This is a genomic window from Microbispora sp. CSR-4, assembly GCF_008033685.1.
Lineage (GTDB): Bacteria > Actinomycetota > Actinomycetes > Streptosporangiales > Streptosporangiaceae > Microbispora.
In genome coordinates, this window is the sequence record NZ_VJVX01000001.1 from 364,949 (window position 1) to 386,850 (window position 21,902).

The following is a 21,902-nucleotide window of genomic DNA, read 5'->3' on the forward strand; positions in this document are numbered from 1 at the left end:
ACGCCTTCCCTCACTCATGCGGTCACCGCCCGCAACCCGCGCGACTGGCGCAGCCAGTCACGGAACCCGATCATCACCATCACGAAGAACAGTCCGTAGACGAGGCCGGAGACCACCAGCCCGGAGCTGAACGCCAGCGGAACCCCCACGAGGTCCACGGCGACCCAGATGATCCAGAAGTCGACCAGCGCCTTGCCCTGCGCCCAGGTCGCCACCGCGCTGCCGACGAAGATGTAGGCGTCCGGCCACGGCGCCCAGGAGATGTTCCAGCCCCGGGAGTTGAGGAAGGTGAACAGCAGCGCGACCGCGACCGTCCCGGCGATCATGACGGCCACGAGCGCCCCGCGCTCCCGGACGCGCGCCGAGCGGATCGGCAGCTCCGCGCCGCCGCGGGTGCCGCGCGACCACTTCACCCAGCCGTAGACCGCGAGGATGCCGAACAGCGCCTGCTTGAGCGCGTTGCCGGTGATGTGCGCGCTGAACGACGCCACGAACAGCAGCACGGAGCCGACGAGCTGCACCGGCCAGGTCCAGATCGTCTTCTTGATCGCGAGCCACACCGTGCCCAGCGCGCACACGTTGCCCACCAGGTCGGTCCACAGGACGTGCTGCCCCAAGACGTCGAACCCGGCCTCCGTCCAGCTCATGCCGAGGCCCCCTTGGCGGTCGCCGCGGTGAGCTTCTCGACATACTTGGCGATCACGTCGACCTCGAGGTTGACCGGCTCGCCCGGCTGCTTGCGGCCGAGCGTGGTGAGGTCGAGGGTGGTGGGGATCAGGCTGACGGAGAAGGTGTCGTCCGTCACGGCGGCCACGGTGAGGCTGACGCCGTCCACCGCGATCGAGCCCTTCTCGACGACATAGCGGGCGAGGTTCGCGGGCAGCGAGAGCCGCACGACCTCCCAGTGCTCGCCGGGCTCGCGCGACAGCACCTCCCCGGTCCCGTCCACGTGGCCCTGCACGATGTGCCCGCCGAGCCGCTGGTCGGCGCGTACGGCACGCTCCAGGTTGACCCGTGAGCCGGGGCGCAGCGCCCCGAGCGACGACCGGTCGAGGGTCTCCTTCATCACGTCGGCGGTGAAGGAGTCCCCCTCCGCGCCGGCCACCGTGAGGCAGACGCCGTTGACGGCGATCGAGTCGCCGTGCCGGGCGTCGGCGGTGACGAGCGGGCCGCGCACCGTGAGGCGCGCGGAGTCGCCCAGCGGTTCGAGTGCCACGACCTCGCCGAGCTCCTCGACGATTCCGGTGAACATTCAGCTCTCCTTAGGGGACTGCGGGGCGGAGGACTTGGGCCGCAGGACCAGCCTCAGGTCCGGCCCGACAGGGGTGACGCCGGCGAACTCCAGCCGGTGGATCTCGGTGATCGTGGAGGCGCCCGCGGGGCCGAGCGCGGCCGCCCCCGCACCCAGCAGGGCCGGGGCGAGGTAGCCGACGACCCGGTCGACCAGGCCCTCCCGGAGGAAGGCGCCGGCGAGGACGGGCCCGCCTTCGATCAGCACGCTCACGACCTGCCTGCCGTGCAACTCGGCCAGGAGGGCGCGCAGGTCGATCCCGCCGGGGACGCGCGGGAGCCGTACGGCGTGGGGGGACAGATGGGCGGGGACGGCCGCGTCCTCGGCCACGGCGACCAGCGTGGGGGCCTCGCCGTCCAGGACGCGGGCGGCGGCCGGGGTGCGGGCGCCGGAGTCCACGACCACGCGCAGCACGGGCGCCTCGCGGAGCGGGGCGGGGACGCGGGCGGTGAGCCGGGGGTCGTCGGCGAGCACGGTGCCGATCCCGGCGATCACGGCGTCGCTCTCGGCCCGCAGCCGGTGCACGTCGGCCCTGGCCTCGGGCGAGGTGATCCACTGGCTGGTGCCGTCCTCTGCCGCCGAGCGGCCGTCCACGGTGGCGGCGAACTTCCAGGTCACGTACGGCCGGCCGGCCCGGACGTAGGTCAGCCAGGCGGCGTTGACCTCCTCGGCCTCGGCGGTCAGCACGCCCTCGTCCACCACCACGCCGTGCTCCCGCAGGACGGCGGCGCCGCCCGCGGCCTTCGGGTTGGGATCGGAGACGGCGACGACGACCCGGGCCACGCCCGCCTCGAGGAGGGCGGCGGAGCAGGGGCCGGTCCTGCCGGTGTGGTTGCAGGGCTCCAGCGTCACGTAGGCCGTGCCGCCCCTGGCCCGTTCGCCGGCCTCGCGCAGCGCCACGACCTCGGCGTGCGGCCCTCCGGCGTAGGCGTGGAAGCCCTCGCCCGCGACCTCGCCGGACGGATCAAGGATCACACAGCCGACGACGGGGTTGGGACTGGTGCCGCCCAGTCCCCGGGCGGCGAGCGCGATCGCGCGCCGCATGTGAAGGATGTCCCGTGAGGTCACCCCGGTCTTCCTCTCGCCGTTGTCTACGGCGGGCCCCGGGGTTGTTCGGGATGCGGCCTCGCATCATCTGCACGGACGGCCTCGCTGCCGACGCGGCCACACGGCCGCCCGGCGGCACCACGACCGCCCGTTCGCGCGCTTCCTCCCATCCGGACTTTCACCGTCGGTCCTGGAATCTCACCAGGTCCACCGGCCGATGGCTTCGGCCGGGTCGCGGACTTCCCCCCTGGGGGCAGGGATGTCACCGCCGGTTCGGAATTACACCGACCCCGGAGCACGCTGCTCTGCTACCCGTCAGTGTAGCCGTGCCCGGCTCGTGGCCCGAAGGTGGGATTGGGGTGATCTGCGGCACACGCTTAGCAGTTGTGTTTCGTCTCAGCGGTGTGCGAGTTGTGTCACAAAGCTGTGACACAAAAGGATTTGTGTAATAAGTAGTGTTCCGCGCCACGTATAACGAGGTCAATGCGGTCGCAGGACACAAGGTGATTTACTTTGCACAACGAAGCAAGCAAGCGGCGAACTACCCGCCTCAAGTGATTGACCCCCGCAAAATTAGTTGCCAGGGTTCCCTATAGTCGGATCTCTTCCGATCGTTAATGGTCCATCCGGGAGCACCGCACCATGACGTTCCCCTCCTCGACCGCGACCGACGCCGGCGCGGAGTCCGCGGACGCCGCGGACGCCGCGGGCACGGCCGGTTCCGGTCCCGCCGTCGTCGGCCGCTCGCCCGGCCAGCTCATGTGGCGCCGCTTCCGGCGCGACAAAACGGGCGTGGCATCGGCCATCATCGTGCTCGCGTTCTTCCTGATCGCGTTGCTGGCTCCCGTGATCTCCGCGCTGTACGGCAAGGATCCGTACACGACCTACGGGCAGAACCAGCCCGGCCTGCTGAACGACTTCGGCTACCCGATCGCGCCCAACGGCGGCATCAGCGGCGACTTCTGGTTCGGCCTGGAGCCCGGCCTGGGTCGCGACGTGTTCACGCAGCTCGTGTACGGCATCCGCACCTCGCTGAGCATCGCCCTCGTCGTGACGGTGATCACCACCATCATCGGCGTCGCGATGGGCATCACCTCCGGCTACCTCGGCGGCAAGACCGACTACGTGATCGGGCGGGTCATCGACACGCTGCTCGCCTTCCCCTCGCAGCTCTTCCTGATCGTGTTCCTGCCGGTCGTCGAGGCCGCGATCGTGCTGCCCGAGGAGGAGACGCCCGTCTGGCTGCGCTACGTGTCCATCTGCGTCGTCCTCACCGTCCTCGGCTGGGCCACGATCGCCCGGTTGCTCCGCGCACAGGTGCTGTCGCTGCGGGCGCGCGAGTTCGTCGAGGCCGCCCGCGTCACCGGCGCGTCGCCGTTCAGGGTGATCTTCAAAGAGCTTCTGCCCAACCTCTGGACTCCGATCATCATCCAGTCCACGCTCGCGCTCCCGCTGTACGTGGGCGCCGAGGCCGGTCTCGGCTTCCTGGGCGTCGGCATGACGGAGCCCACCCCCGACTGGGGCCGGATGTTCCAGGTGGGAGTGAACGTCTACCACTCCGACGTGACCTACCTCCTGTTCCCCGGCGTCTCGATGCTGATCTTCGTGGTCGCCTTCAACCTGCTCGGGGACTCCATCCGCGACGCCTTCGACCCCAAGACAAAGCGCTGACCACACGCGCTCTCCCCCATAGGAAGGACCACATGAGATCGCATAGCAGGCGGATCGCCTCGATGACGGCCGTGCTCGCGGTGGGCGCGCTCGCCCTCGCCGGCTGCGCCAAGGGCGGGGGCGGCGCGGCACCCCAGGGCGCTGCGGGCACCTCGCAGAAGCCGCTGGAGAACAAGGCCGTCAGCGCCATCTCGGTCGGCACCGCGGCCGACTCCACCGGCCCCGCCCCCGAGGTTCCGGGCGCCAAGTCCGGCGGCACGGTCTACATGATCGACCGGGACGACTTCAGCCACCTGGACCCGGGCCGCGTCTACGTGAACTACAACTCCTCGGTGTCCCACCTGTTCACCCGCCAGCTCACCGCGTACAAGCACGACGACTCGGGCGACATCAAGCTCGTCGGCGACCTGGCGACCGACACCGGCACCACCACCGACAACGGCAAGACGTGGAAGTTCACGCTCAAGGACGGCCTGAAGTGGGAGGACGGCTCGCCGATCACCTCCGCTGACATCAAGTACAGCTTCGAGCGCCTGTTCGCCGACTTCATCACCGAGGGCCCGGACTACGCCGAGACGTGGCTGGTCCCGGACCCGAAGAAGCCGTTCCGCGACCAGTACAAGGGCCCGTACGACGGCAAGGAGCTCGACACGATCGAGACTCCGGACGACAAGACGGTGGTCTTCCACCTCAACGGGGAACACCCGGACTTCAACTTCACCGTGGCCATGACCGGCTACGGCGCCGTGCCCAAGGCGCACGACACGAAGCAGAAGTACGACAAGCAGCCGTTCTCCTCGGGTCCGTACAAGATAGTGAGCCACATCACGGACAAGTCGCTGGACCTGGAGCGCAACCCGAACTGGGACCCGAAGACCGACCCCATCCGGCACGCGTACCCGGACAAGTTCCACATGGAGTTCGGCCTGCAGGCGCAGCAGACCACCGAGCGCTTCATGGCCGACACCGGCACCGACAAGCAGGCGTTCACCTTCCACAACCCGGTCGCCCCCGAGCGGGTCCAGGAGGTGCTGGGCAACCCCGAGCTGATGAAGCGGTCGCTGCAGGGCCTGACGCCGTTCACGACCTTCTACAACATCAACACCAAGCGGATCACCGACGTCAACGTCCGCAAGGCCATCATCACGGCCTGGCCGTCCAAGCAGATCCAGCAGCTCGAGGGCGGCGAGATCGCGGCCGGCAAGATCGCCACGACGGTCATGAGCCCGACGGTCCTCGGCTACGAGCAGTTCGACCTGTACAACAAGCTCGCCAAGCCCGAGGGCGACCCCGAGGCGGCCAAGGCGCTGCTCGCCAAGTCGGGCACCCCGAACCCGACCGTCGTCTACGCCTACAACCAGACGCCGGTCCAGGAGAAGGTCACCGTCGCCATCAAGGAGGCGCTGACCAAGGCCGGCTTCAACGTGGTGGCCAAGCCCCTCAACCCGACGACGTACTACGACGCCATCGGCCCGGTGGACAACAAGTACGACATCTACTGGGGCGGCTGGGCGGCCGACTGGCCGACCGGATCGACCGCGATCCAGCCGCAGTACGACGGCCGGCTGATCTCCGACAACCAGCCGAACTACACGCACCTCAACGTGCCGGAGATCAACGACGCCATCGACAAGGCCAACGCGATCAGCGACCCGGTCGAGGCCGGCAAGGCGTGGGCCGCGATCGACCGGCAGATCATGGACCAGGCCGCGATCGTCCCCGAGTTCTACCAGACCTACTTCGGTCTGTACGGCTCGGGCCTCGGCGGGGTCAAGTTCGACCCGATCGAGGGTGAGCAGTCGGCCCTCGACATCTACGTGAAGTAGCAGCAACCAGGGTCCGCCGCCCCTTCGCCGGGGCGGCGGGCCCCAGGCCCGTCCCGCCCGCAGGAGCAAGTGCGAGACCATGACCAGCTATCTGGTACGCCGCGTCGCCGGCGCCCTCGTGATCCTGATGATCATCAGCGCGATCACGTTCTACCTCTTCTACGCCGTCCCGCGTGACCCTGCCCGGGCGTTCTGCGGCAAGATCTGCCAGCCCGAGACACTGGCGCTGATCCGGCACAACCTGGGCATGGACGAGCCGCTCTTCGTGCAGTACTGGCACTGGCTGGCGGGCATCTTCACCGGCCGCGAGTTCGTCCAGTTCGGCGAGTGCCCGGCGCCCTGCCTCGGCTACTCCTTCGCCACCCAGGAGCCCGTCTTCGGCGCCATCGTCGACCGCTTCCCGGTGACGCTGTCGCTCACCCTGGGCGCGTCGGTGGTCATCCTGGCGTTCGGCATCATGACCGGCATGATCGCGGCCTGGAAGGTCGGGCAGCCGCTCGACAAGATCGCGAGCGCCTCGTCGGTCGTCGGAGCCTCGCTCCAGATCTACTTCGTCGGGCCGCTGCTGGCGTTCTACCTCGTGGACACCCTGCAGCTGATCCCCCGCCCGTCGTACGTGCCGATCACCGAGAACCCGTTGGACTGGTTCACCCACCTGCTGCTGCCGTGGGTGGTGTTGTCGATCATCTTCACCGCCAACTACACCCGCATGACCCGTTCGCAGATGGTCGAGCAGCTCACCGAGGACTACGTCCGTACGGCCCGCGCCAAGGGCATGTCGAACAAGGCGGTCTTCTTCCGCTTCGCCTGGCGCGGCGCGATGATCCCCATCGTCACGATCTTCGGTGTCGACCTCGCAACGCTCCTGGGCGGCGCGATCATCACCGAGCAGACGTTCAGCCTCCACGGCATCGGCGAGCTCGCCGTACGCGCCGTGCAGAACACCGACCTGCCGATGCTGCTCGGCGTGACCATCGTGGGCGCGGCGGCGATCGTCCTGCTGAACATCGTGGTGGACGTGCTCTACGCGTTCATCGACCCGCGGGTCCGCCTGACCTGAGCCCGCCCTACCAACGCCCTACCAAGTCGAACCGGGAACTGGAGCAGCAAGTGACCACCGTGTCGTGGAGCAGCGAGCCGGGGACCTCGCGCGGCCCCGGGCCGTTCCTGTCCGTCCGCGACCTGAGCGTCGAGTTCAGCACCGAGGACGGCATCGTGCACGCCGTCGACGGCCTGTCCTTCGATCTGGAGAAGGGCACCACGCTCGGCATCGTCGGCGAGTCCGGATCGGGCAAGTCGGTGACCAACCTCGCCATCCTCGGCCTGCACGACCCCGCACACACGAAGATCAGTGGGGAGATCTGGCTGGAGGACCAGGAGCTGATCTCGGCGGACCGCACCACGATGGAGCAGCTCCGCGGCAACCGCGTCGCGATGATCTTCCAGGACCCGCTGACCGCGCTGTCGCCGTTCCACACGATCGGCCGGCAGATCGGCGAGGTCTACCGCAAGCACAAGGGCGCGAGCAAGAAGGAGGCCCGCGACCGGGCCATCGAGATGCTCCGCCGGGTGGGCATCCCGCAGCCGGAGCGTCGCGTGGACAGCTACCCGCACGAGTTCTCCGGCGGCATGCGCCAGCGCGCGATGATCGCGATGGCGCTGGTGTGCGACCCCGACCTGCTCATCGCCGACGAGCCGACGACCGCGCTCGACGTGACCGTGCAGGCGCAGATCCTCGACCTGCTCAAGGAACTCCAGCAGCAGTTCGGCACCGCGATCATCCTGATCACCCACGACCTCGGCGTGGTGGCCGGCACCGCCGACAACGTCATGGTCATGTACGCCGGGCGGGCCGCCGAGCGCGGCACCGTCCGCGAGGTGCTGCGCGAGCCGCAGCACCCCTACACGTGGGGCCTGTTGTCGTCGATGCCGCGCCTGAACGCGCCCGTCGACGTCCCGCTGATGCCGGTGCGCGGCACTCCCCCGAGCCTGCTGCACCCGCCGTCCGGCTGCCCCTTCCACCCGCGCTGCGACTACACGAAGCTCGCCGGGCCGGAGCTGTGCTTCGGCCAGCGGCCGTCGATCTCCCCGGAGACCGGGCACGGCGACGCCTGCTACCTCACGCTGGAGCAGAAGAGGGAGCTCCGCACCGCGAAGACCGAGGACCACGCATGAACGAGACGCTGCTGGAGCTCAAGGACCTGGTCAAGCACTTCCCCGTGCGGGGCGGTGCGCTGATCAAGCGCCAGGTGGGGGCCGTCCACGCCGTGGACGGCATCGACCTCACGGTCGGCGAGGGCGAGACCGTCGGCCTGGTGGGCGAGTCGGGCTGCGGCAAGTCCACCAGCGGCCGCCTGGCGGCGCGCCTCCTCGAACCCACCTCCGGCAAGATCCTCTATCGGGGCCAGGACATCAGCCACCACTCGCGCCGGCAGCTCAAGCCGATCCGGTCCGAGATCCAGATGATCTTCCAGGATCCCTACAGCTCGCTCAACCCGCGCCACACCGTCGGCACGATCATCCGCGGGCCGATGGAGGTCAACGACATCAACCCGCCCGGCGGGCGCAAGAAGCGGGTCCAGGAACTGCTGGAGATCGTCGGCCTCAACCCCGAGCACTACAACCGCTTCCCGCACGAGTTCTCCGGCGGCCAGCGGCAGCGCATCGGGATCGCCCGGGCCCTGGCGCTCGACCCCAAGCTCATCATCGCCGACGAGCCGGTCTCGGCACTGGACGTCTCCATCCAGGCCCAGGTGGTCAACCTGCTGCAGCAACTGCAGCGCGACCTCGGCATCGCGTTCCTGTTCATCGCGCACGACCTCGCGATCGTCCGGCACTTCTCGCAGCGCGTCGCCGTCATGTACCTTGGCAAGATCGTCGAGGTGGGCGACCGCGAGTCGATCTACGAGCGGCCCCGGCATCCGTACACGCACGCCCTGCTGTCGGCCGTGCCGGAGCCGGACGTGTCGAGCGAGCCGCGCGAGCGCATCCGCCTGGCCGGCGACGTCCCGTCGCCGATCAACCCGCCGTCCGGCTGCCGGTTCCGCACGCGCTGCTGGAAGGCCCAGGACAAGTGCGCCACCGAGGTGCCGCCCCTGGTCAGGCTCAGCGGCAACCGCGAGGGTCACCTGACCGCCTGCCACTTCCCCGAGGCGCCCACCACGCAGGGCGAGGACGTGGTCCTCGACCCCGCCCTCGCCTGACGCTTCCCGGCACGCGCGACGGGCGCGGCCCCCTCGGGGGTCGCGCCCGTCGTCGTTTCGTCCGATGTACGCCCGCTGCCCTGCCGTACGGATGCGGCACCGGCGGCGTGGCCCGGTGGTCGGCGCCGCTGTCCCCCGGGGACGCCCGAAGCGGTGACGGCCACCGCCGTCAGCCGCCCTGCGGCGCAGGATTCCGGCCCCGGAGGCGCCGACGCGCAGGTGCCTGCCGTGTGCTCGGCGACGGGCCGGGCGGGGCCGTTCAGGCGGGCGGGGCCGTTCAGGCGGGCGGGGCCGTTCAGGCGGGGGGGGGCGTTCAGGCGGGCGGGGGCGTTCAGGCGGGCGGGGCGGCCCGTTCGGCGAGGCTCCTGAGCTCCTGGACGGCGCGGGCGGGGTCGTCGGAGCCGTAGACGGCGTTGCCCGCCACGAAGACGTCGGCCCCGGCCTCGGCACAGCGCTCGATCGTCTCCGCGGAGACACCGCCGTCGACCTGGAGCCACACCTCGCCGCCGTACTTGTCGATCAGCGCCCGGGCCCGCGACAGCTTCGGCAGCACGATGTCGAGGAAGCGCTGCCCGCCGAAGCCCGGCTCGACGGTCATGACGAGCATCATGTCGATCTCGGGCAGCAGGTCCTCGTACCCCTCGACGGCGGTCGCCGGGTTCAGCGCCAGACCTGCCCTGGCCCCGGCGGCGCGGATCGCCCGCAGCGTGCGCACGGCGGCCTTGGCCGCCTCGGCGTGGATCGTCACACTGGCCGCGCCCGCCTCCGCGTAGTCCGGCGCCCATCGATCCGGGTCCTGGATCATGAGGTGGCAGTCGATCGGCGTCGAGGTGGTCTTCAGCAGCGACTCGACGACCGGCAGGCCGAGCGTCAGGTTCGGCACGAAGTGATAGTCCATGACGTCGACGTGGAGCCAGTCGGCGACGTCCTTGACGCGTGCGGCCTCGTCGGCGAGGCGGGCGAAGTCCGCGGACAGGATGCTGGGCGAGATCTGAACGGCCATAGTGCCTGCAGTCTATTTCGCCGGGACCTCCGTCCCGCTCCTTCCCCCGGCAACCCCGACGACCCCGACGACCCCGGCGACCCCGGCGACCCCGACGACCCCGTCGTCCCCGATGGCAGGGCGCGGGTGCCCGCTCAGGCTTCGGCGGCGAGCTGCCGCCGATGCGCGGGCGGGCCGGTGGAGTCGCCGCTCCGCCGATAGTCGGTGAGGTCGCGCAGGCGCCGGATCGGTGAGGCCAGCAGCACCAGCGGAATGCAGACGGCCGGGACGACGAAGATCAGCAACGTGATCCGGCCGCCGAGCATCCCGGCGACCGCTCCGGCGACCAGGCCTCCGACCGGGATCGCGCCCCAGGAGACGAAGCGCACCGTGGCCATCACCCGGGACAGCAGGCCGGGCGGGCTGGCGATCTGCCGATAGGTGCGGGTCACCACGCTGAACGTCACGATGCCGGCGGCGAACACCACGTTGCCCACGGCGAAGGCGGCGAAGCCCGGCCAGCCGGCGCCGAGGGGAATGACGAGCGCCCCGGCGACCGCGGCGAAGCCGGCGACGATCAGGGCCCGGGCGGTGCCGAGCCTGGCCGTGACCCGGTTCGTCAGGGCCGCGCCGATCAGCGAGCCGACGCCGTCCGCCGCCAGCAGCAGGCCGACGAGGCCGGGCGCGGCGTGCAGCTCGCGTACGAGATACAACGCGTAGAGCGCCTGCTGTGCCCCGCAGACCGCGTTGGCCGCGGTGGCGGCCCACATGCACGGGCCCATGACCGGGTGGCGCGCGACGAAACGCCAGCCTTCGCCGATCATCTCGCGCATCGGCGGCCAGCGGTCGGGGGCCTGTGCGCGGCGTTCCGGCAGGGTCCGCAGCAGCAGGGCCGAGACGAGGTAGCCGGCCGCGTCGACGAGGAGGGTGGGCACCGCCCCGAGCACCTGGACGACGATGCCGCCCGCCGACGGCCCGCCGAGCTGGGTGGCGGCATGGGTGCCCGACGTCAGGCTGTTGCGCGACTGCAACTGCTCCCTGCTCACGATCGACGGCAGAAAGGTCGAGTTGGCGACGTCGAAGACGACGTTCGCGAAGCTCGTCACGAGGGCCACGATCACGAGCTGGGCGACCGTCAGCCGGTCGGACCACCAGGCCAGCGGGATGGAGACGATCGCCGCCGCACGGGCCAGGTCGGCGCCGACCTGCACCCGTCGCATGGGGAGCCGCTGCACCACCACCCCGGCGGGCAGGCCGATCACGATCCAGGCGACGTAACCGGCGGCGGCGATCAGGCCCATCTCGAACGCGGAGGCGTCGAGCACCGTCAGGGCCGTCAGCGGCAGCGCCACCGCGCCGACCGCCGAGCCGACCGCGCTGACCGTGCCGGCCGTCCACCACCGCCAGAAGACGGCCGCCCCGCCTCCGCTGTCCATTCCCATCCCCGCGCCTCTCCTCAGTCAGTTCCAATCTGAAACGCACTATACTGGAGCGCGTGAAGCGCGCGGATCTACCCGACTCCGACTGCGGTATCGCGCAGGCCCTCGGCGTGATCGGCGACTGGTGGACGTTCCTGATCGTTCGCGACATCGCGGGCGGCATCACCCGCTTCGACGGTCTTCAGCGTGAGCTCGGCGTCAGCCGCCGGGCGCTGGCCGAACGCCTGGCCGGGCTCGTCGACCACGGGGTGCTGGAGAAGCGGCCCTATTCCGAGCACCCGCCGCGTTACGACTACGTGCTGACCGCGAAGGGCGAGGGCCTGCTGCCGGCGCTCATCGCACTGCAGGACTGGGGCACCAGGCATGTGATGAGCGACGGGGCGCTGACCGCGACCAGCGAGGACGGGTCCGCCGAAAGCCGCCGCGTGCACGATCTGGTCGGCCGGAAGGTGCCGGACGTCGTGCTGGATCGCCACGACGGCGAGCCGGTCACGCCCGTCGCGCCGGGCGTCTGGACCGTGCTGTTCTTCTTCCCCGGTGCCTTCGCCCCGGGCACCCAGGGCTACCCGCCCGGCTGGACCGACATCCCGGGGACGAAGGGATGCACCCTGGAGGCGCTCACCTACGCGTCACGGCATGCCGGCTTCGAGGCGGCAGGCGCCGCGGTCCGGGGCGTGAGCACGCAGCGGCCCGACCAGCTGGCCGCCTTCGTCGAGCATGCGACGTTGCCCTATCCCCTGCTGTCCGACCAGGACAGCAGGCTCGCCGCAGGGCTGCTGCTGCCGACCTTTCGGACGGCCGGCGTCGACCGCTTCAAGCGCCTCACGCTGCTGGCCGACCCCGGCGGGATCATCCGGGCGGTGCAGTTCCCGATCAACGATCCGGCCGGTTCAGTGGACGAGATGCTCGCCCTCGTCCGCGATCGATGACATCCACCGCCGCCCGCAATCAGCCGCGCGTACGCGGGCCGATGACTGCGGCCCGCGCGCCGGCCGCCTGACGCGCGCCTGCGCTTCACCGTCGCCCGGGAGACGCCCGGCTCCGCGGGTGGTCTCCTCCGCGGGTGGTCTCCTCTGTGGGCGGTTCGGCTGTGGGCGGTTCGGCTGTGGGCCGTTGCGGCGGGACCGTCAGGTGCGGCGCAGCAGCGCGAGGAACATCGCGTCCGTGCCGTGCCGGTGCGGCCAGAACTGCGCGTACGGGCCGTCGCCGAGACCGGGCACCTCCGGCAGGAACGCGCGGGCGTCCAGCACCTCCACGCGGTCGCGCACGTCCTCCACCACCGCGCGGGTCTCGGCCAGGTGCGGCGAGCAGGTGACGTACGCAACGACACCGCCCGGCCGGACGGCCTCCAGCGCCGAGCCGAGCAGCCGCCGCTGCAGCGCGGTCAGCTCGGGGATGCTCCGGGGGTCGCGCCGCCAGCGGGCCTCCGGACGCCTGCGCAGGGCGCCGAGCCCGGTGCAGGGGGCGTCGAGCATCACCCGGTCGAACACGCCCGGCCGCCAGGCGGGCCGGGTGCCGTCCGCCGTGATCACCTTCGCCTCGCGGGTGGTGCCCCACACCAGCCGAGCCCGGTGATACTGCACGTCGGCGCCGAGCAGCCGGGCGCCGCGCTGGGCCGCCACCGCGTCGAGCAGCCCGGCCTTGCCGCCCGGGCCCGCGCACATGTCCAGCCAGGTGAAGTCCTGGTCGAGCGGCACACGGGTCAGCGCGAGCGCCACGAGCTGGCTGGCCTCGTCCTGCACCGCGGCCCGCGCCTCCCCCACCGCGGGAAGCGAGCCCGGGTCGCCCTCCGGCAGATAGGCGGCGTACGGCGAGTAGGCGGCCCGCTCGGCGCCCGCCGCGACCAGCTCGTCCACCGTGGCCCGGCCCGGCCGCGCCACCAGCGCCACGCGGGGCCGCTCGTTGTCGGCCTCCAGCAGCGCGGCCGTCTCGTCCACGTCGCCGCCGACCGCGTCGCGCAGGGCGGTGACGATCCAGCGCGGGTGGCTGTAGGCGATCGCCAGGTTGCCGATCGGGTCCTGGTCACGCGGCGGTGCGACGATCTCCAGCCACTGCTCCAGCGTGCGGCCCGCGACCTTGCGCAGCACGGCGTTGGCGTAGCGGGACGGGCCCGGCCCGACACGCAGCCGCACGAGGTCGATGGTCGCGCTGACCGCCGCGTGGGGCGGGATCCGGGTGCGCAGAAGCTGGTGGACGCCGAGCCGCACCGCGTCGAGCAGCGGCGGGTCCACCTCCTCCGGCGGCCGGTCGCTGCACGCGGCGATGACCTCGTCGTAGGTCCCCAGGCCGCGCAGCGTGCCGTACGCCAGCTCGGTGGCGAGGGCCGCGTCACGGCCGGTGATCCGCCGCTGCCGCAGCAGGGTCGGCATGAGCAGGTTGGCGTACGCGTCGCGCTCGTCGACGGCCCGCATCAGGTCGTAGGCGGCGTTGCGCGCCTCGTCGCGGGCCGGGCGTCCGCGGCCCTGCCTCGGCTGCCCGGCCTTCGCCGCGTGCGCGGCCTGCCCGCCGCGTCCCGGCCTGCCGCCGCGTCCCGGGCGGGCCTGTCCTGAGTCGCCTCCCGGGCCGCCGCCCTGGCCGCTCCCCTGGCCACGCCGTGCGCCGCCGCCCTGCCCTCTGCCCTGCTTCACGGTGTCACCCTCGACCCTGCCACAACCACTGCCACGACCACTGCCACGACCACTGCCACGACCCTGTTCACCCTGAGATGCCGCCGCTCTTACTCCGCCCTCCGCGGCCCTGTCATCTTCGGCGCTGTCACCTTAGACACCGCCCCGTTCGATGGAGGCACGTGCGGCGCTGCCGCCCTCGGTCCTGTCCCTCACCGATCCGCCGGCCCTAGTTCCGCCGGCCCGGTCGGCCAGCCCTGGTTCCGGCCACCGGGACGGTTCCGGCTCGGCGGCGGATTCCACTGCCTGCCGGGCCGTCTCCCGGAACGATGCCGGGGCCGTGGCGGGCGGGGCCGTTCAGACCAGGGTCTCACCATCCGCGAACCGGACGCCGCGCCCCCATTCGGCCGCGGTCATCTGGCGCTTGCCCTGCGGCTGCACCTCGCCGAGCTCCACCGGGTGGGTGCCGGTCCCGACGAGGACGGACTTCCGCGTGGCCGCGATCTCGCCGGGGGCGAGCTTGCCCGCGTCGGGCGCGAGCCGCACCGGGCCGATCTTGACCCGCTGGCCGCGGAACTCGGCCCACGCGCCGGGAGCCGGAGTGCAGGCCCGCACCAGCCGGTCGACCCGCATCGCGGGCGCGGTCCAGTCGATCCTGGCGTCCTCGACCGTGATCTTCGGGGCCAGGCTGACGCCGTCCGCGGGCTGCGGGCGCGCCTCCAGCGTGCCGTCCTCTACCCCGTCGAGCGTGGCGAGCAGCAGCCCCGCGCCGGCGTCCGCGAGCCGGGCCAACAGTGCCCCGCTCGTGTCGCCGGGCCGGATCCGCTCGGTGAGCACGCCGAACACCGGCCCCGCGTCCAGCTCCTTCACGATGCGGAAGGTCGAGGCGCCGGTGACGTCGTCGCCGTGCAGCACGGCGTGCTGCACGGGCGCCGCGCCGCGCCAGGCGGGCAGCACGGAGAAGTGCAGGTTGATCCACCCCTGCGGGGGGATGTCGAGCGCCGCCTGCGGCAGCAGAGCGCCGTACGCGACCACGGGGCAGCAGTCGGGGCCGATCGCCCTCAGCCGGTCGAGGAACTCCGGGTCTCCGGCCTTCGCCGGCTTGAGCACCTCGATCCCCGACTCCTCGGCGAGCTGCGCCACCGGGCTGGGATGCACCTTGCGGCCACGGCCGGACTGCGCATCGGGCCGGGTCACCACGGCCGCCACCTCGTGACGGGGCGAGTCCAGCAGGGCGCGCAGCGACGGGAGCGCGGTGTCGGGCGTGCCGGCGAAGACCAGGCGCACTACAGGGCCCTTCCCTGCGTGGCGTGCGGCGAGACCTTCACCACCGGCGCCGACAGGCCGCTCCACTCGGCCTCGCGGATCGCCTTCATCGCGAGCTTGCGCTGCTTGGGGTCGAGGCGGTCGATGAACAGCACGCCGTCGAGGTGGTCGGTCTCGTGCTGGAAGCAGCGCGCCATGAGGTCGGTGCCCTCGATCGTCACCGGCTCGCCGTGCATGTTGAAGCCCTTGGCCACCGCTCTGATCGCGCGGGGCGTCGGGAAGGTCAGGCCGGGGAAGGACAGGCAGCCCTCCTCGCCCTCCTCGTCGATCTCGCCGCCGAGGTCGAGATCGGGGTTGATGAGGTGCCCGAGCTGCTCGTCGACGTAGTAGGTGAACACGCGCAGGCCGACGCCGATCTGCGGCGCGGCCAGGCCGGCGCCCGGCGCGTCCATCATGGTGTCGGTCAGGTCCTTGACGAGCTTGCGCAGTTCCTTGTCGAAGTCGACCACCGGCTCGGCAGGGGTGCGCAGCACCGGGTCGCCGAACAGGCGGATCGGCTGAATGGCCAAGGGTTGACTCCGTTCACGTCACGTACACGAGGAGGATCACCCCAGTCTACGGGCGCGAACGCACCTTCATCGCCGTCTTCCTGGCGGTCTTCGCGATCAGCGGGTCGGGGTGGTGCCTGCCGAGCATCTCCAGCACCGCGAGAGCGTCGGGGTGGTCGACCCGGCCCATCTGGGGCACCAGCGTCAGCAGGTCCTCCCCGAGGAGGTCGAAGTGGGCCACCGAGTCGACCGGGGCGCCGATGTAGAGCAGGGCGGCGAGGGTGTCCACCGCCACCCAGGCCCCGTCGCCCTCGCCGAGAGCCGGCGCCTCCAGATCGCGTACGCCCAGCCAGGCGGCGGCGTAGCGCCACATCATCGGCTCGTCCAGGGCCTCCCGTACGGCCTGCGCGGCCTCCGGGCCCAGCTCCTCCAGCACGGTCCCTGCGGTGCCGCGCTGGGCGGCGTTGCCCGACGCGGCGATCTTGATGAGCTCGCGCGCCGCGTCCTCGGGCACCCGGCGCTCCAGCCACAGCGTGGCGGCGCTGGCGGAGGCCCGGCCGGTCAGCATGGCGTCGATGAGGTCGGCGGCGCCCAGCTCGGCGAGCGCGGCCACCTCGCCGAGCGACGGCGCGTCGTGGCCCTCCCTGAGCAGGTCGCGGCGCACGGCCCACACGCCCGGCTGGGTGAGCCGGACGAGCTCCCCGGTCAGCTCGATCAGCCCGCAGTACTCCAGCAGCGCCATGGCCGCCGCCAGCTCCCCCGGCAGCGTCATCCGCAGCCGCCGCAGGTCCGCCGGCCGCGCCTCGCAGCCCACCTCGTGGGCCTGGAGGATGCCGCCGGCCAGGGCGGCGAGCGGCATGCCCTCACGCACCGAGTAGATCGTGGCGAGGATCTCGGTCAGGTGCTCGTCGATGACCGCCGACCCGGTCAGGCCCTCCTCGGTGCGGTCGAGCACGTCCATGACCACGCCGTCCCAGAACTCCATCGGGTCGGGCACGCCGGGCCCGGGGCGGGCGCCCTGCCGGGTGACCTCCACGAGGCGGCCGTTGACCGCGACCACCCACAGCAGGCGCAGCCTGGCGGCCTCCAGGCCCAGCTCGGCGACGACCGCCTCGGCCTCGGCGGGGTGCGGCAGCCCCTGCTCGGTGACCTCGCACACACCCCGGGGAGAGGCCGCGCAGCGGGCCCCGACCCACTCGGCCACGCGGCGGGCGTCCCGCACGAGCGGGACCTCCCGAACCGCGAGGACGAGCTGCTCGTCGGGGGCGATGTCGACCGGCGGAAAGGTGAGCACGTCGCTGTCGGCCATTCCAGCAACTTACTGCACAGCAGTCACCTGATGCCCCGCGAACGAGCCTTGAAAGCCGCTTTCCGGGCGGCTTTGGCGGCGGCCTGGTCCGTCAGCGTGCTGCCGAGCAGTTCGAGAACCTCGACCACGTCGGGGTGATCCACCCGCCACATGTCCTCGATCAGATGGGCGGGCGGCCCCGAGGCGGCGATGTTCTCCGCGAAGCCCTCCGGGTCCGCCTCGGCGGCGGGCAGCGCGAGCGCGAGCATGTCGACGCTCACCCACAGGACCTCCTCGGGGGTGAGCGCGGGCGCGTCCAGGCCCCGCGAGGAGAGCCAGTGGATGGCGTGCGGGCGCAGCTCGGCGTCGTCCAGGTAGGACCGCACGACCGGCGCCGCCTCGACGCCCAGCCGGTCGACGATGGTCACGGCGACCCCGCGCACCTCCGCCGGGGCGCCGGCCACGGCGGCGAGCAGCTCCGCCGCCGCCTGCTCCGGGGTGCGCCGCGACAGCCACTCGGCGATGTCCCGCTCGGCCGCCTCGTCGGTCGTGCCGTCGCCGATCAGCCCGGCGATCAGCCCGCTCGCGTCGCCCTCGGCCGGGGCGGGCGCGAGCGGCGCGTCCAGGCCCATGCCTGCGTACAGCTCCCGCAGGCCCCACAGGGCGTGCGCGGTCAGGGCCAGGCCGTCCTCGGTGCGCTGGACCGTTCCCGCGTACACCAGCGTGGCCAGCGCCTCGTCGAGCCGCCCGACGGGCCGACCCGCGGCCACCTCGCGCAGGTAGTCGGCGAGCGCGTCCACCGGGACGGGCGACTGCAGCCGATAGAGCAGGTCGTGGATCTGGGACATCCCCTCGTCCACGACCGCCTCCCCGGTCAGCGGCACGGTCCTCTCCACGAGGAACTCCAGCGCCGACCGCCACAAATCGAGCAGCTCGTCCTCGCCGCGCGCGTCCAGCTCGCGGAAGTCCTCCGCGACCACGACGGCCGTGCCGTCGAGCCGGGCCAGGCCCAGATCGAGCGCGAGCCGCCACGCCGGCTCCGGGCACTCGACGCCGAGCTCGGCCGTGCACGCCCGCGCGTCCCTGACCCGCATGGACCGGCGCTTGGTCACCGTGCGGCCGCCGTCCGCCAGCCAGGTCACCACCCGGTGGGCGTCGCGCAGCAGCGGCACCTCGCGTACGGCCCGCGCCACCTCCTCGCGCGGCGCGAGCCGTACGGGCGGCAGGGGCGCGCAGCCGGGGCAGTCGCACTCGCCGCCGTCGGCCGCCTCCTCCGCCCGCGCGGACTGGGCCGCGTCGAGCTCCAGGTCGTCGGGTCCGATGGCGCTGAACAGGCTCTTGGCCATGCCGAACTTGGACGTGTCGGCCAGCGCCTGCGGCATCTCGGGCTCGATGCGGTCGATGGTCTCCCGCATCCGGACGGCCGTCTTGCTGCCGATCTCGCCCGTGTCCAGCAGGAACTCGACCAGTGTCCGCGCCGCGGCGACCGTCTCCGGCGCGCTCTCCGGCGGCGCGATGACCTTGCGCGGATAGATCTCCAGCAGGAGCTCCTCGAAGGTGCCCGGCCGGAAATCGCCCAGTTCGTTCACCTCCAGGTAGTCGCTGGCGTAGTCGCACAGCAGACGTACCTCGTCGACGTCGACCTCGACGTTCCGCTCGCGCCCCCAGGCACGCAGGCCGTCGATGGCCCGGTTCACCCATTCGATCGACACAGAGGCACGCTAACGGCTCCCTTAGTGCGAGGCGAATCGGTCAGATGAGGTCGAGCGGATCAATGTTCACACGGACCACGTCCGGAGCCTTGCGCGCGGAGCGCACACCGGAGGCCCCCTTGAGCGCCCGGGCCAGCGCGGACCCGAGATAGCGCGGCACCCGGACCATCGCCCGCTCCAGCCCGCCGTCCACCGGCACCGGCCCCAGCACCTGCGCTCCGGGAGGCAGCCCGGCGGACGTCAGCGTCTCCCTGACCGCCGCTGCCGGGCCGGTCAGCGTCGCCATCCGGACGGCCGGGGGAAAACCCAGCTCGGCCCGCTCGTCGAGCTCGCGTTCCGCGAAGGTGACGGGATCCCAGCGCAGCAGGGCCTGTACGGCGGGCACCCCGGCGTCGGCCAGGACGACCAGCTCCCCCGCCGGACGCAGCAGGGCGGCGGCGTTCATCCAGCGTCGCAGCGCCTCCTCGGCCGCGCGCAGGTCGGGACGGCCCAGCAGCGCCCATCCGTCGAGCAGCACGGCCGCCGCGTAGCCGCCGTCCGGCACGGGCTCGGCCCCGGGCGTCGCCACGACCAGCGCGGGAGCGCCGCTCACCGTCGCGAGCACGCCGTCGCGCCCGCTGGTGCGCACGGCCACCGAGGGAAAGGCCCGGCCCAGCTCCTCGGCGGTGCGGCGGGCGCCCACGATGACGGCCCGCACACCCGTCCCGCCGCAGGACGGGCAGCGCCAGTCGCCCGCGATCCGGCCGCACCAGCGGCAGTAGGGCACGGCGTGCCCGCCGCGCAGCGCGAGCGGACCCGAGCACACCGGTCCGGTGGCCGCGGGCTCCGCCGGCACCGGGTCCACGAGCGGCCTCGCCCTGCCGCCCGCCCTGCCGCTCTCCTGGCCGGTCCCCCCGGGGACCACGGGCCGATGGACGCCCGATCCGCGCCCGGCGGCCGTCGCGGCGCGGCCCCGCGTGTCGCCGCCGAGCGCCGGCGCGCCTCCCAGGGCGGCGTCCGGTGCCGCCGCCGGGCGCACCTGCGGCAGGCCCGAGCAGCGGGCGGGGGCACGGCAGTGACGGCACGCCAGCGCGGGCAGATAGCCCCTGCGCGGCACCTGGACGAGCACAGGGCCGTGCTCCAGGCCCTCGCGCAGCGCCCGCCAGGCGATGCTGGGCAGGCGGGCCGCCCTGGCCGCCTGGTCGCGGGCCAGCTCCGCGTCGTCGCCCGCCGGGCGCACCCGGGGCGCCCGGGCCCGGACCGCCCCCCGGTCCGGCACCAGCGGCGCGGCCCAGCCCGTCTCGACGAGCGCCGTTGCCTCGGCCGTGCGCGCGTAGCCGCCGACGAGCAGGCCCGCCCCCGCCTGATGCGCTCGCAGGGCGAGCACCTCCCGCGCGTGCGGATAGGGCGCGTGGCGCTCGGCGTGCAGGTCGTCGCCGTCGTCCCAGACGACCGCCAGCCCCAGGCGGGCCACCGGCGCGTACGCCGCGGGGCGGTTGCCCACCACGATGCCGATCTCGCCGCGCAGCGCCTTAAGCCAGCGCCGGTAGCGCTCCGCGGGCCCGAGGTCCGCCGTGATCGCCACATGCGGAGTCTCTCCCAGGGCCGCGGTCACCAGCGCGACGTCCTTGCCGTCGGGCACCACCACGACGACGCCCCGGCCGCCGTCCAGCGTCGCCCGCGCGGCGGCCGCGATGGCGCGCGGCCACGCCGGCCCGTCCGCATCCGTGCCGGGCAGGGCCGTCCACACGGCGCGTGGAGCCCTGCCCTCGGCCAGCGCCTCAAGGAAGCTGGCGCCTGCCGGGTAGGCCCTCCAGGCGTCCCCATACGCCCGCGCCGCCCGCCGCCCCGCCTCCCCGCGTGGCCCGGTCTCCTGCGGCGCGGTCTCCTGCGGCGCGGTCTCATCCGGCACAGCCGGGGATGCCCCCTTGCCGTGCGCGGCCTCGGGTGGCGCGCCTTCGTGTGGGGCGGGCTCGCCTCGCACCGCCTCGGGTCGCGTGGCTTCGGGTGGCGTGGTCTCACCATGGACCGCCGCCGCGTGCGCCGCGTCTTCGGGGGCCCCCCCCCGCCCCGGTCCCGCACCCTCGGATGGCGTGGTCTCGCCGTGGACCGCCGCCGCGTGCGCCGCGTCTTCGGGGGCCACCCCCCGCCCCGGTCCCGCAGCCTCGGATGGCGTGGTCTCGCCGTGGACCCTCGCCGCGTGCGCCGCGTCTTGGGGGGGCGCTTCCGGCTCCTCTCCCGCGCCCTCGGCGGGGTGCGAAGGAGGGCCGTCGTCCACGGTCGCGCGTACGGGCTCGGGGGCGGGCTCGGGGGCGGGCTCCGGGGCGGGCTCGGGGGCGGGCTCCGGGGCGGGCGGGGGAACGTCGCCGTCACCGGAGGACGCCGCCCGGCGGGCGGGGGTTCTCGCCTCGCCCTCGACCCGGGCGTGCCGGGGCGGAACGGCCAGGCGCAGGACGTCCGACATGGTCCCGGCATAACGGTCGGCCACGGCGCGGGCCAGCCGCGCGATGTCGGGAGTGAGGACGGGCTCCGGGGAGATCACCCGTTCGAGGAAGGACAGCCGGCCCTCGTGCTCGCTCTCGGGGAGCCGTTCGAGCAGGTAGCCGTCGGCGAGCTGCCCGGCGAAGCGGACGCGCACCCGGCAGCCGGGCACCGCCTCGGCGTCCATCGTGGTGGGGACCAGGTAGTCGAAGGGGCGGTCGAGGTGCGGCAGCGGCGTGTCCACCACGACCCTGGCGACCGGAAGGTTCTGGGCCGCCTCACGCGCGCCCTTGGACGCGCCCGCGCGCGCCCGCCCCGCGCCCCGTGCTGTCGCGCCCTGCCCCCTCGCCGCCGCGCCCTGCTCTCTCGCCGCCGCGCCCTGCCCCCTCGCCGCCGCGCCCTGCTCTCTCGCCGCCGCGCCCTGCCCCCTCGCCGCCGCGCCCTGGCCCCGCACGGCCGTGCCTCGGCCTGTCGCGCCTTCACCCCGCGCATCCTGCCCCGGCGCAGCAGCTCCCTGCCCCTGCCCCTGCCCCTGCGCGGCGGCGCCCCGCGCCCGCTCGGCG

17 protein-coding genes and 1 riboswitch are annotated in these 21,902 nt (G+C 72.9%); of the genes, 6 read left to right on the forward strand and 11 right to left on the reverse strand.

Features of this window, described 5'->3' with window-relative positions:
- Nucleotides 1–14: 14 nt before the first annotated feature.
- From FLV34_RS01710 to ribD, 3 genes are read right to left on the reverse strand one after another with little or no spacing between them, the layout of a single operon-like run.
- Nucleotides 15–647, reverse strand: coding sequence for a nicotinamide mononucleotide transporter family protein (locus FLV34_RS01710; RefSeq protein ID WP_142644985.1), 633 nt, complete (start codon nt 645–647; stop codon nt 15–17).
- Nucleotides 644–1,252 carry a riboflavin synthase gene (locus tag FLV34_RS01715; RefSeq protein WP_142644984.1) on the reverse strand — a complete coding sequence of 203 codons (609 nt, stop codon included), beginning with the start codon at nt 1,250–1,252 and terminating at the stop codon, nt 644–646. The genes FLV34_RS01710 and FLV34_RS01715 overlap by 4 nt, the downstream gene beginning before the upstream one ends.
- Nucleotides 1,253–2,359, reverse strand: coding sequence for a bifunctional diaminohydroxyphosphoribosylaminopyrimidine deaminase/5-amino-6-(5-phosphoribosylamino)uracil reductase RibD (gene ribD / locus FLV34_RS01720; protein WP_261985613.1), 1,107 nt, complete (start codon nt 2,357–2,359; stop codon nt 1,253–1,255). It abuts the gene before it with no gap.
- 131 nt (nt 2,360–2,490) lie between these two features.
- Nucleotides 2,491–2,641: riboswitch (FMN riboswitch) on the reverse strand.
- A 339-nt stretch (nt 2,642–2,980) separates the two neighbouring features.
- On the opposite strand from ribD, the gene FLV34_RS01725 reads away from it, so the two are divergent.
- The 5 genes from FLV34_RS01725 (at nt 2,981) to FLV34_RS01745 (ending at nt 9,038) form a co-directional block, all read left to right on the forward strand.
- Nucleotides 2,981–4,009: an ABC transporter permease gene (locus tag FLV34_RS01725; RefSeq protein ID WP_142644983.1), complete on the forward strand. Its 1,029-nt coding sequence runs from the start codon at nt 2,981–2,983 to the stop codon at nt 4,007–4,009.
- Between the two features lie 32 nt (nt 4,010–4,041).
- Nucleotides 4,042–5,835 carry an ABC transporter substrate-binding protein gene (locus tag FLV34_RS01730; protein ID WP_147942203.1) on the forward strand — a complete coding sequence of 598 codons (1,794 nt, stop codon included), beginning with the start codon at nt 4,042–4,044 and terminating at the stop codon, nt 5,833–5,835.
- A 79-nt stretch (nt 5,836–5,914) separates the two neighbouring features.
- Nucleotides 5,915–6,895 (forward strand): ABC transporter permease, encoded by a 981-nt coding sequence (locus tag FLV34_RS01735; RefSeq protein ID WP_142644981.1) that lies wholly within the window; start codon nt 5,915–5,917, stop codon nt 6,893–6,895.
- A 50-nt stretch (nt 6,896–6,945) separates the two neighbouring features.
- Nucleotides 6,946–8,010 (forward strand): ABC transporter ATP-binding protein, encoded by a 1,065-nt coding sequence (locus FLV34_RS01740; RefSeq protein WP_147942204.1) that lies wholly within the window; start codon nt 6,946–6,948, stop codon nt 8,008–8,010.
- Nucleotides 8,007–9,038 (forward strand): ABC transporter ATP-binding protein, encoded by a 1,032-nt coding sequence (locus tag FLV34_RS01745; protein WP_142644979.1) that lies wholly within the window; start codon nt 8,007–8,009, stop codon nt 9,036–9,038. The genes FLV34_RS01740 and FLV34_RS01745 overlap by 4 nt, the downstream gene beginning before the upstream one ends.
- Nucleotides 9,039–9,369: 331 nt before the next feature.
- Here the strand turns inward: FLV34_RS01745 and rpe are convergent, their stop codons facing one another.
- Both rpe and FLV34_RS01765 read right to left on the reverse strand, forming a co-directional pair.
- On the reverse strand, nt 9,370–10,041 hold the full coding sequence (rpe, locus tag FLV34_RS01755) for a ribulose-phosphate 3-epimerase (protein WP_142644978.1): 672 nt from the start codon (nt 10,039–10,041) through the stop codon (nt 9,370–9,372).
- 134 nt (nt 10,042–10,175) lie between these two features.
- Nucleotides 10,176–11,462 carry an MFS transporter gene (locus FLV34_RS01765; protein ID WP_147942206.1) on the reverse strand — a complete coding sequence of 429 codons (1,287 nt, stop codon included), beginning with the start codon at nt 11,460–11,462 and terminating at the stop codon, nt 10,176–10,178.
- A 53-nt stretch (nt 11,463–11,515) separates the two neighbouring features.
- Between FLV34_RS01765 and FLV34_RS01770 the strand changes: the two genes are divergently transcribed.
- A complete protein-coding gene (locus FLV34_RS01770) occupies nt 11,516–12,388 on the forward strand; it encodes a winged helix-turn-helix transcriptional regulator (protein ID WP_147942207.1) in 873 nt (290 codons plus the stop codon).
- 198 nt (nt 12,389–12,586) lie between these two features.
- Here FLV34_RS01770 and FLV34_RS01775 read toward each other — a convergent pair whose 3' ends face one another.
- The 6 genes from FLV34_RS01775 to FLV34_RS42130 form a co-directional block, all read right to left on the reverse strand.
- On the reverse strand, nt 12,587–13,870 hold the full coding sequence (locus FLV34_RS01775; RefSeq protein ID WP_261985638.1) for an RsmB/NOP family class I SAM-dependent RNA methyltransferase: 1,284 nt from the start codon (nt 13,868–13,870) through the stop codon (nt 12,587–12,589).
- Between the two features lie 552 nt (nt 13,871–14,422).
- On the reverse strand, nt 14,423–15,352 hold the full coding sequence (gene fmt, locus FLV34_RS01780) for a methionyl-tRNA formyltransferase (RefSeq protein WP_142644973.1): 930 nt from the start codon (nt 15,350–15,352) through the stop codon (nt 14,423–14,425).
- Complete coding sequence (gene def, locus FLV34_RS01785) at nt 15,352–15,900, reverse strand: peptide deformylase (RefSeq protein ID WP_147942209.1); 549 nt, start codon at nt 15,898–15,900, stop codon at nt 15,352–15,354. The genes fmt and def overlap by 1 nt, the downstream gene beginning before the upstream one ends.
- Before the next feature lie 46 nt (nt 15,901–15,946).
- The gene (locus tag FLV34_RS01790) at nt 15,947–17,188 is read right to left on the reverse strand and encodes a hypothetical protein (protein WP_142644971.1); all 1,242 of its coding nucleotides are present in this window, start codon (nt 17,186–17,188) and stop codon (nt 15,947–15,949) included.
- Nucleotides 17,189–17,211: 23 nt separating this feature from the next.
- Nucleotides 17,212–18,879: a hypothetical protein gene (locus tag FLV34_RS01795; RefSeq protein WP_142644970.1), complete on the reverse strand. Its 1,668-nt coding sequence runs from the start codon at nt 18,877–18,879 to the stop codon at nt 17,212–17,214.
- Nucleotides 18,880–18,919: 40 nt separating this feature from the next.
- Nucleotides 18,920–21,586: a hypothetical protein gene (locus tag FLV34_RS42130; RefSeq protein ID WP_261985639.1), complete on the reverse strand. Its 2,667-nt coding sequence runs from the start codon at nt 21,584–21,586 to the stop codon at nt 18,920–18,922.
- Nucleotides 21,587–21,902 lie beyond the last annotated feature (316 nt).

Coding starts and splice junctions, on each gene's coding strand:
- FLV34_RS01710 (WP_142644985.1), bottom strand. CDS start 647: ATGAGCTGGACGGAGGCCGGGTTCGACGTCTTGGGGCAGCACGTCCTG.
- FLV34_RS01715 (WP_142644984.1), bottom strand. CDS start 1,252: ATGTTCACCGGAATCGTCGAGGAGCTCGGCGAGGTCGTGGCACTCGAA.
- FLV34_RS01725 (WP_142644983.1), top strand. CDS start 2,981: ATGACGTTCCCCTCCTCGACCGCGACCGACGCCGGCGCGGAGTCCGCG.
- FLV34_RS01730 (WP_147942203.1), top strand. CDS start 4,042: ATGAGATCGCATAGCAGGCGGATCGCCTCGATGACGGCCGTGCTCGCG.
- FLV34_RS01735 (WP_142644981.1), top strand. CDS start 5,915: ATGACCAGCTATCTGGTACGCCGCGTCGCCGGCGCCCTCGTGATCCTG.
- FLV34_RS01745 (WP_142644979.1), top strand. CDS start 8,007: ATGAACGAGACGCTGCTGGAGCTCAAGGACCTGGTCAAGCACTTCCCC.
- rpe (WP_142644978.1), bottom strand. CDS start 10,041: ATGGCCGTTCAGATCTCGCCCAGCATCCTGTCCGCGGACTTCGCCCGC.
- FLV34_RS01765 (WP_147942206.1), bottom strand. CDS start 11,462: ATGGGAATGGACAGCGGAGGCGGGGCGGCCGTCTTCTGGCGGTGGTGG.
- FLV34_RS01775 (WP_261985638.1), bottom strand. CDS start 13,870: ATGCGGGCCGTCGACGAGCGCGACGCGTACGCCAACCTGCTCATGCCG.
- FLV34_RS01790 (WP_142644971.1), bottom strand. CDS start 17,188: ATGGCCGACAGCGACGTGCTCACCTTTCCGCCGGTCGACATCGCCCCC.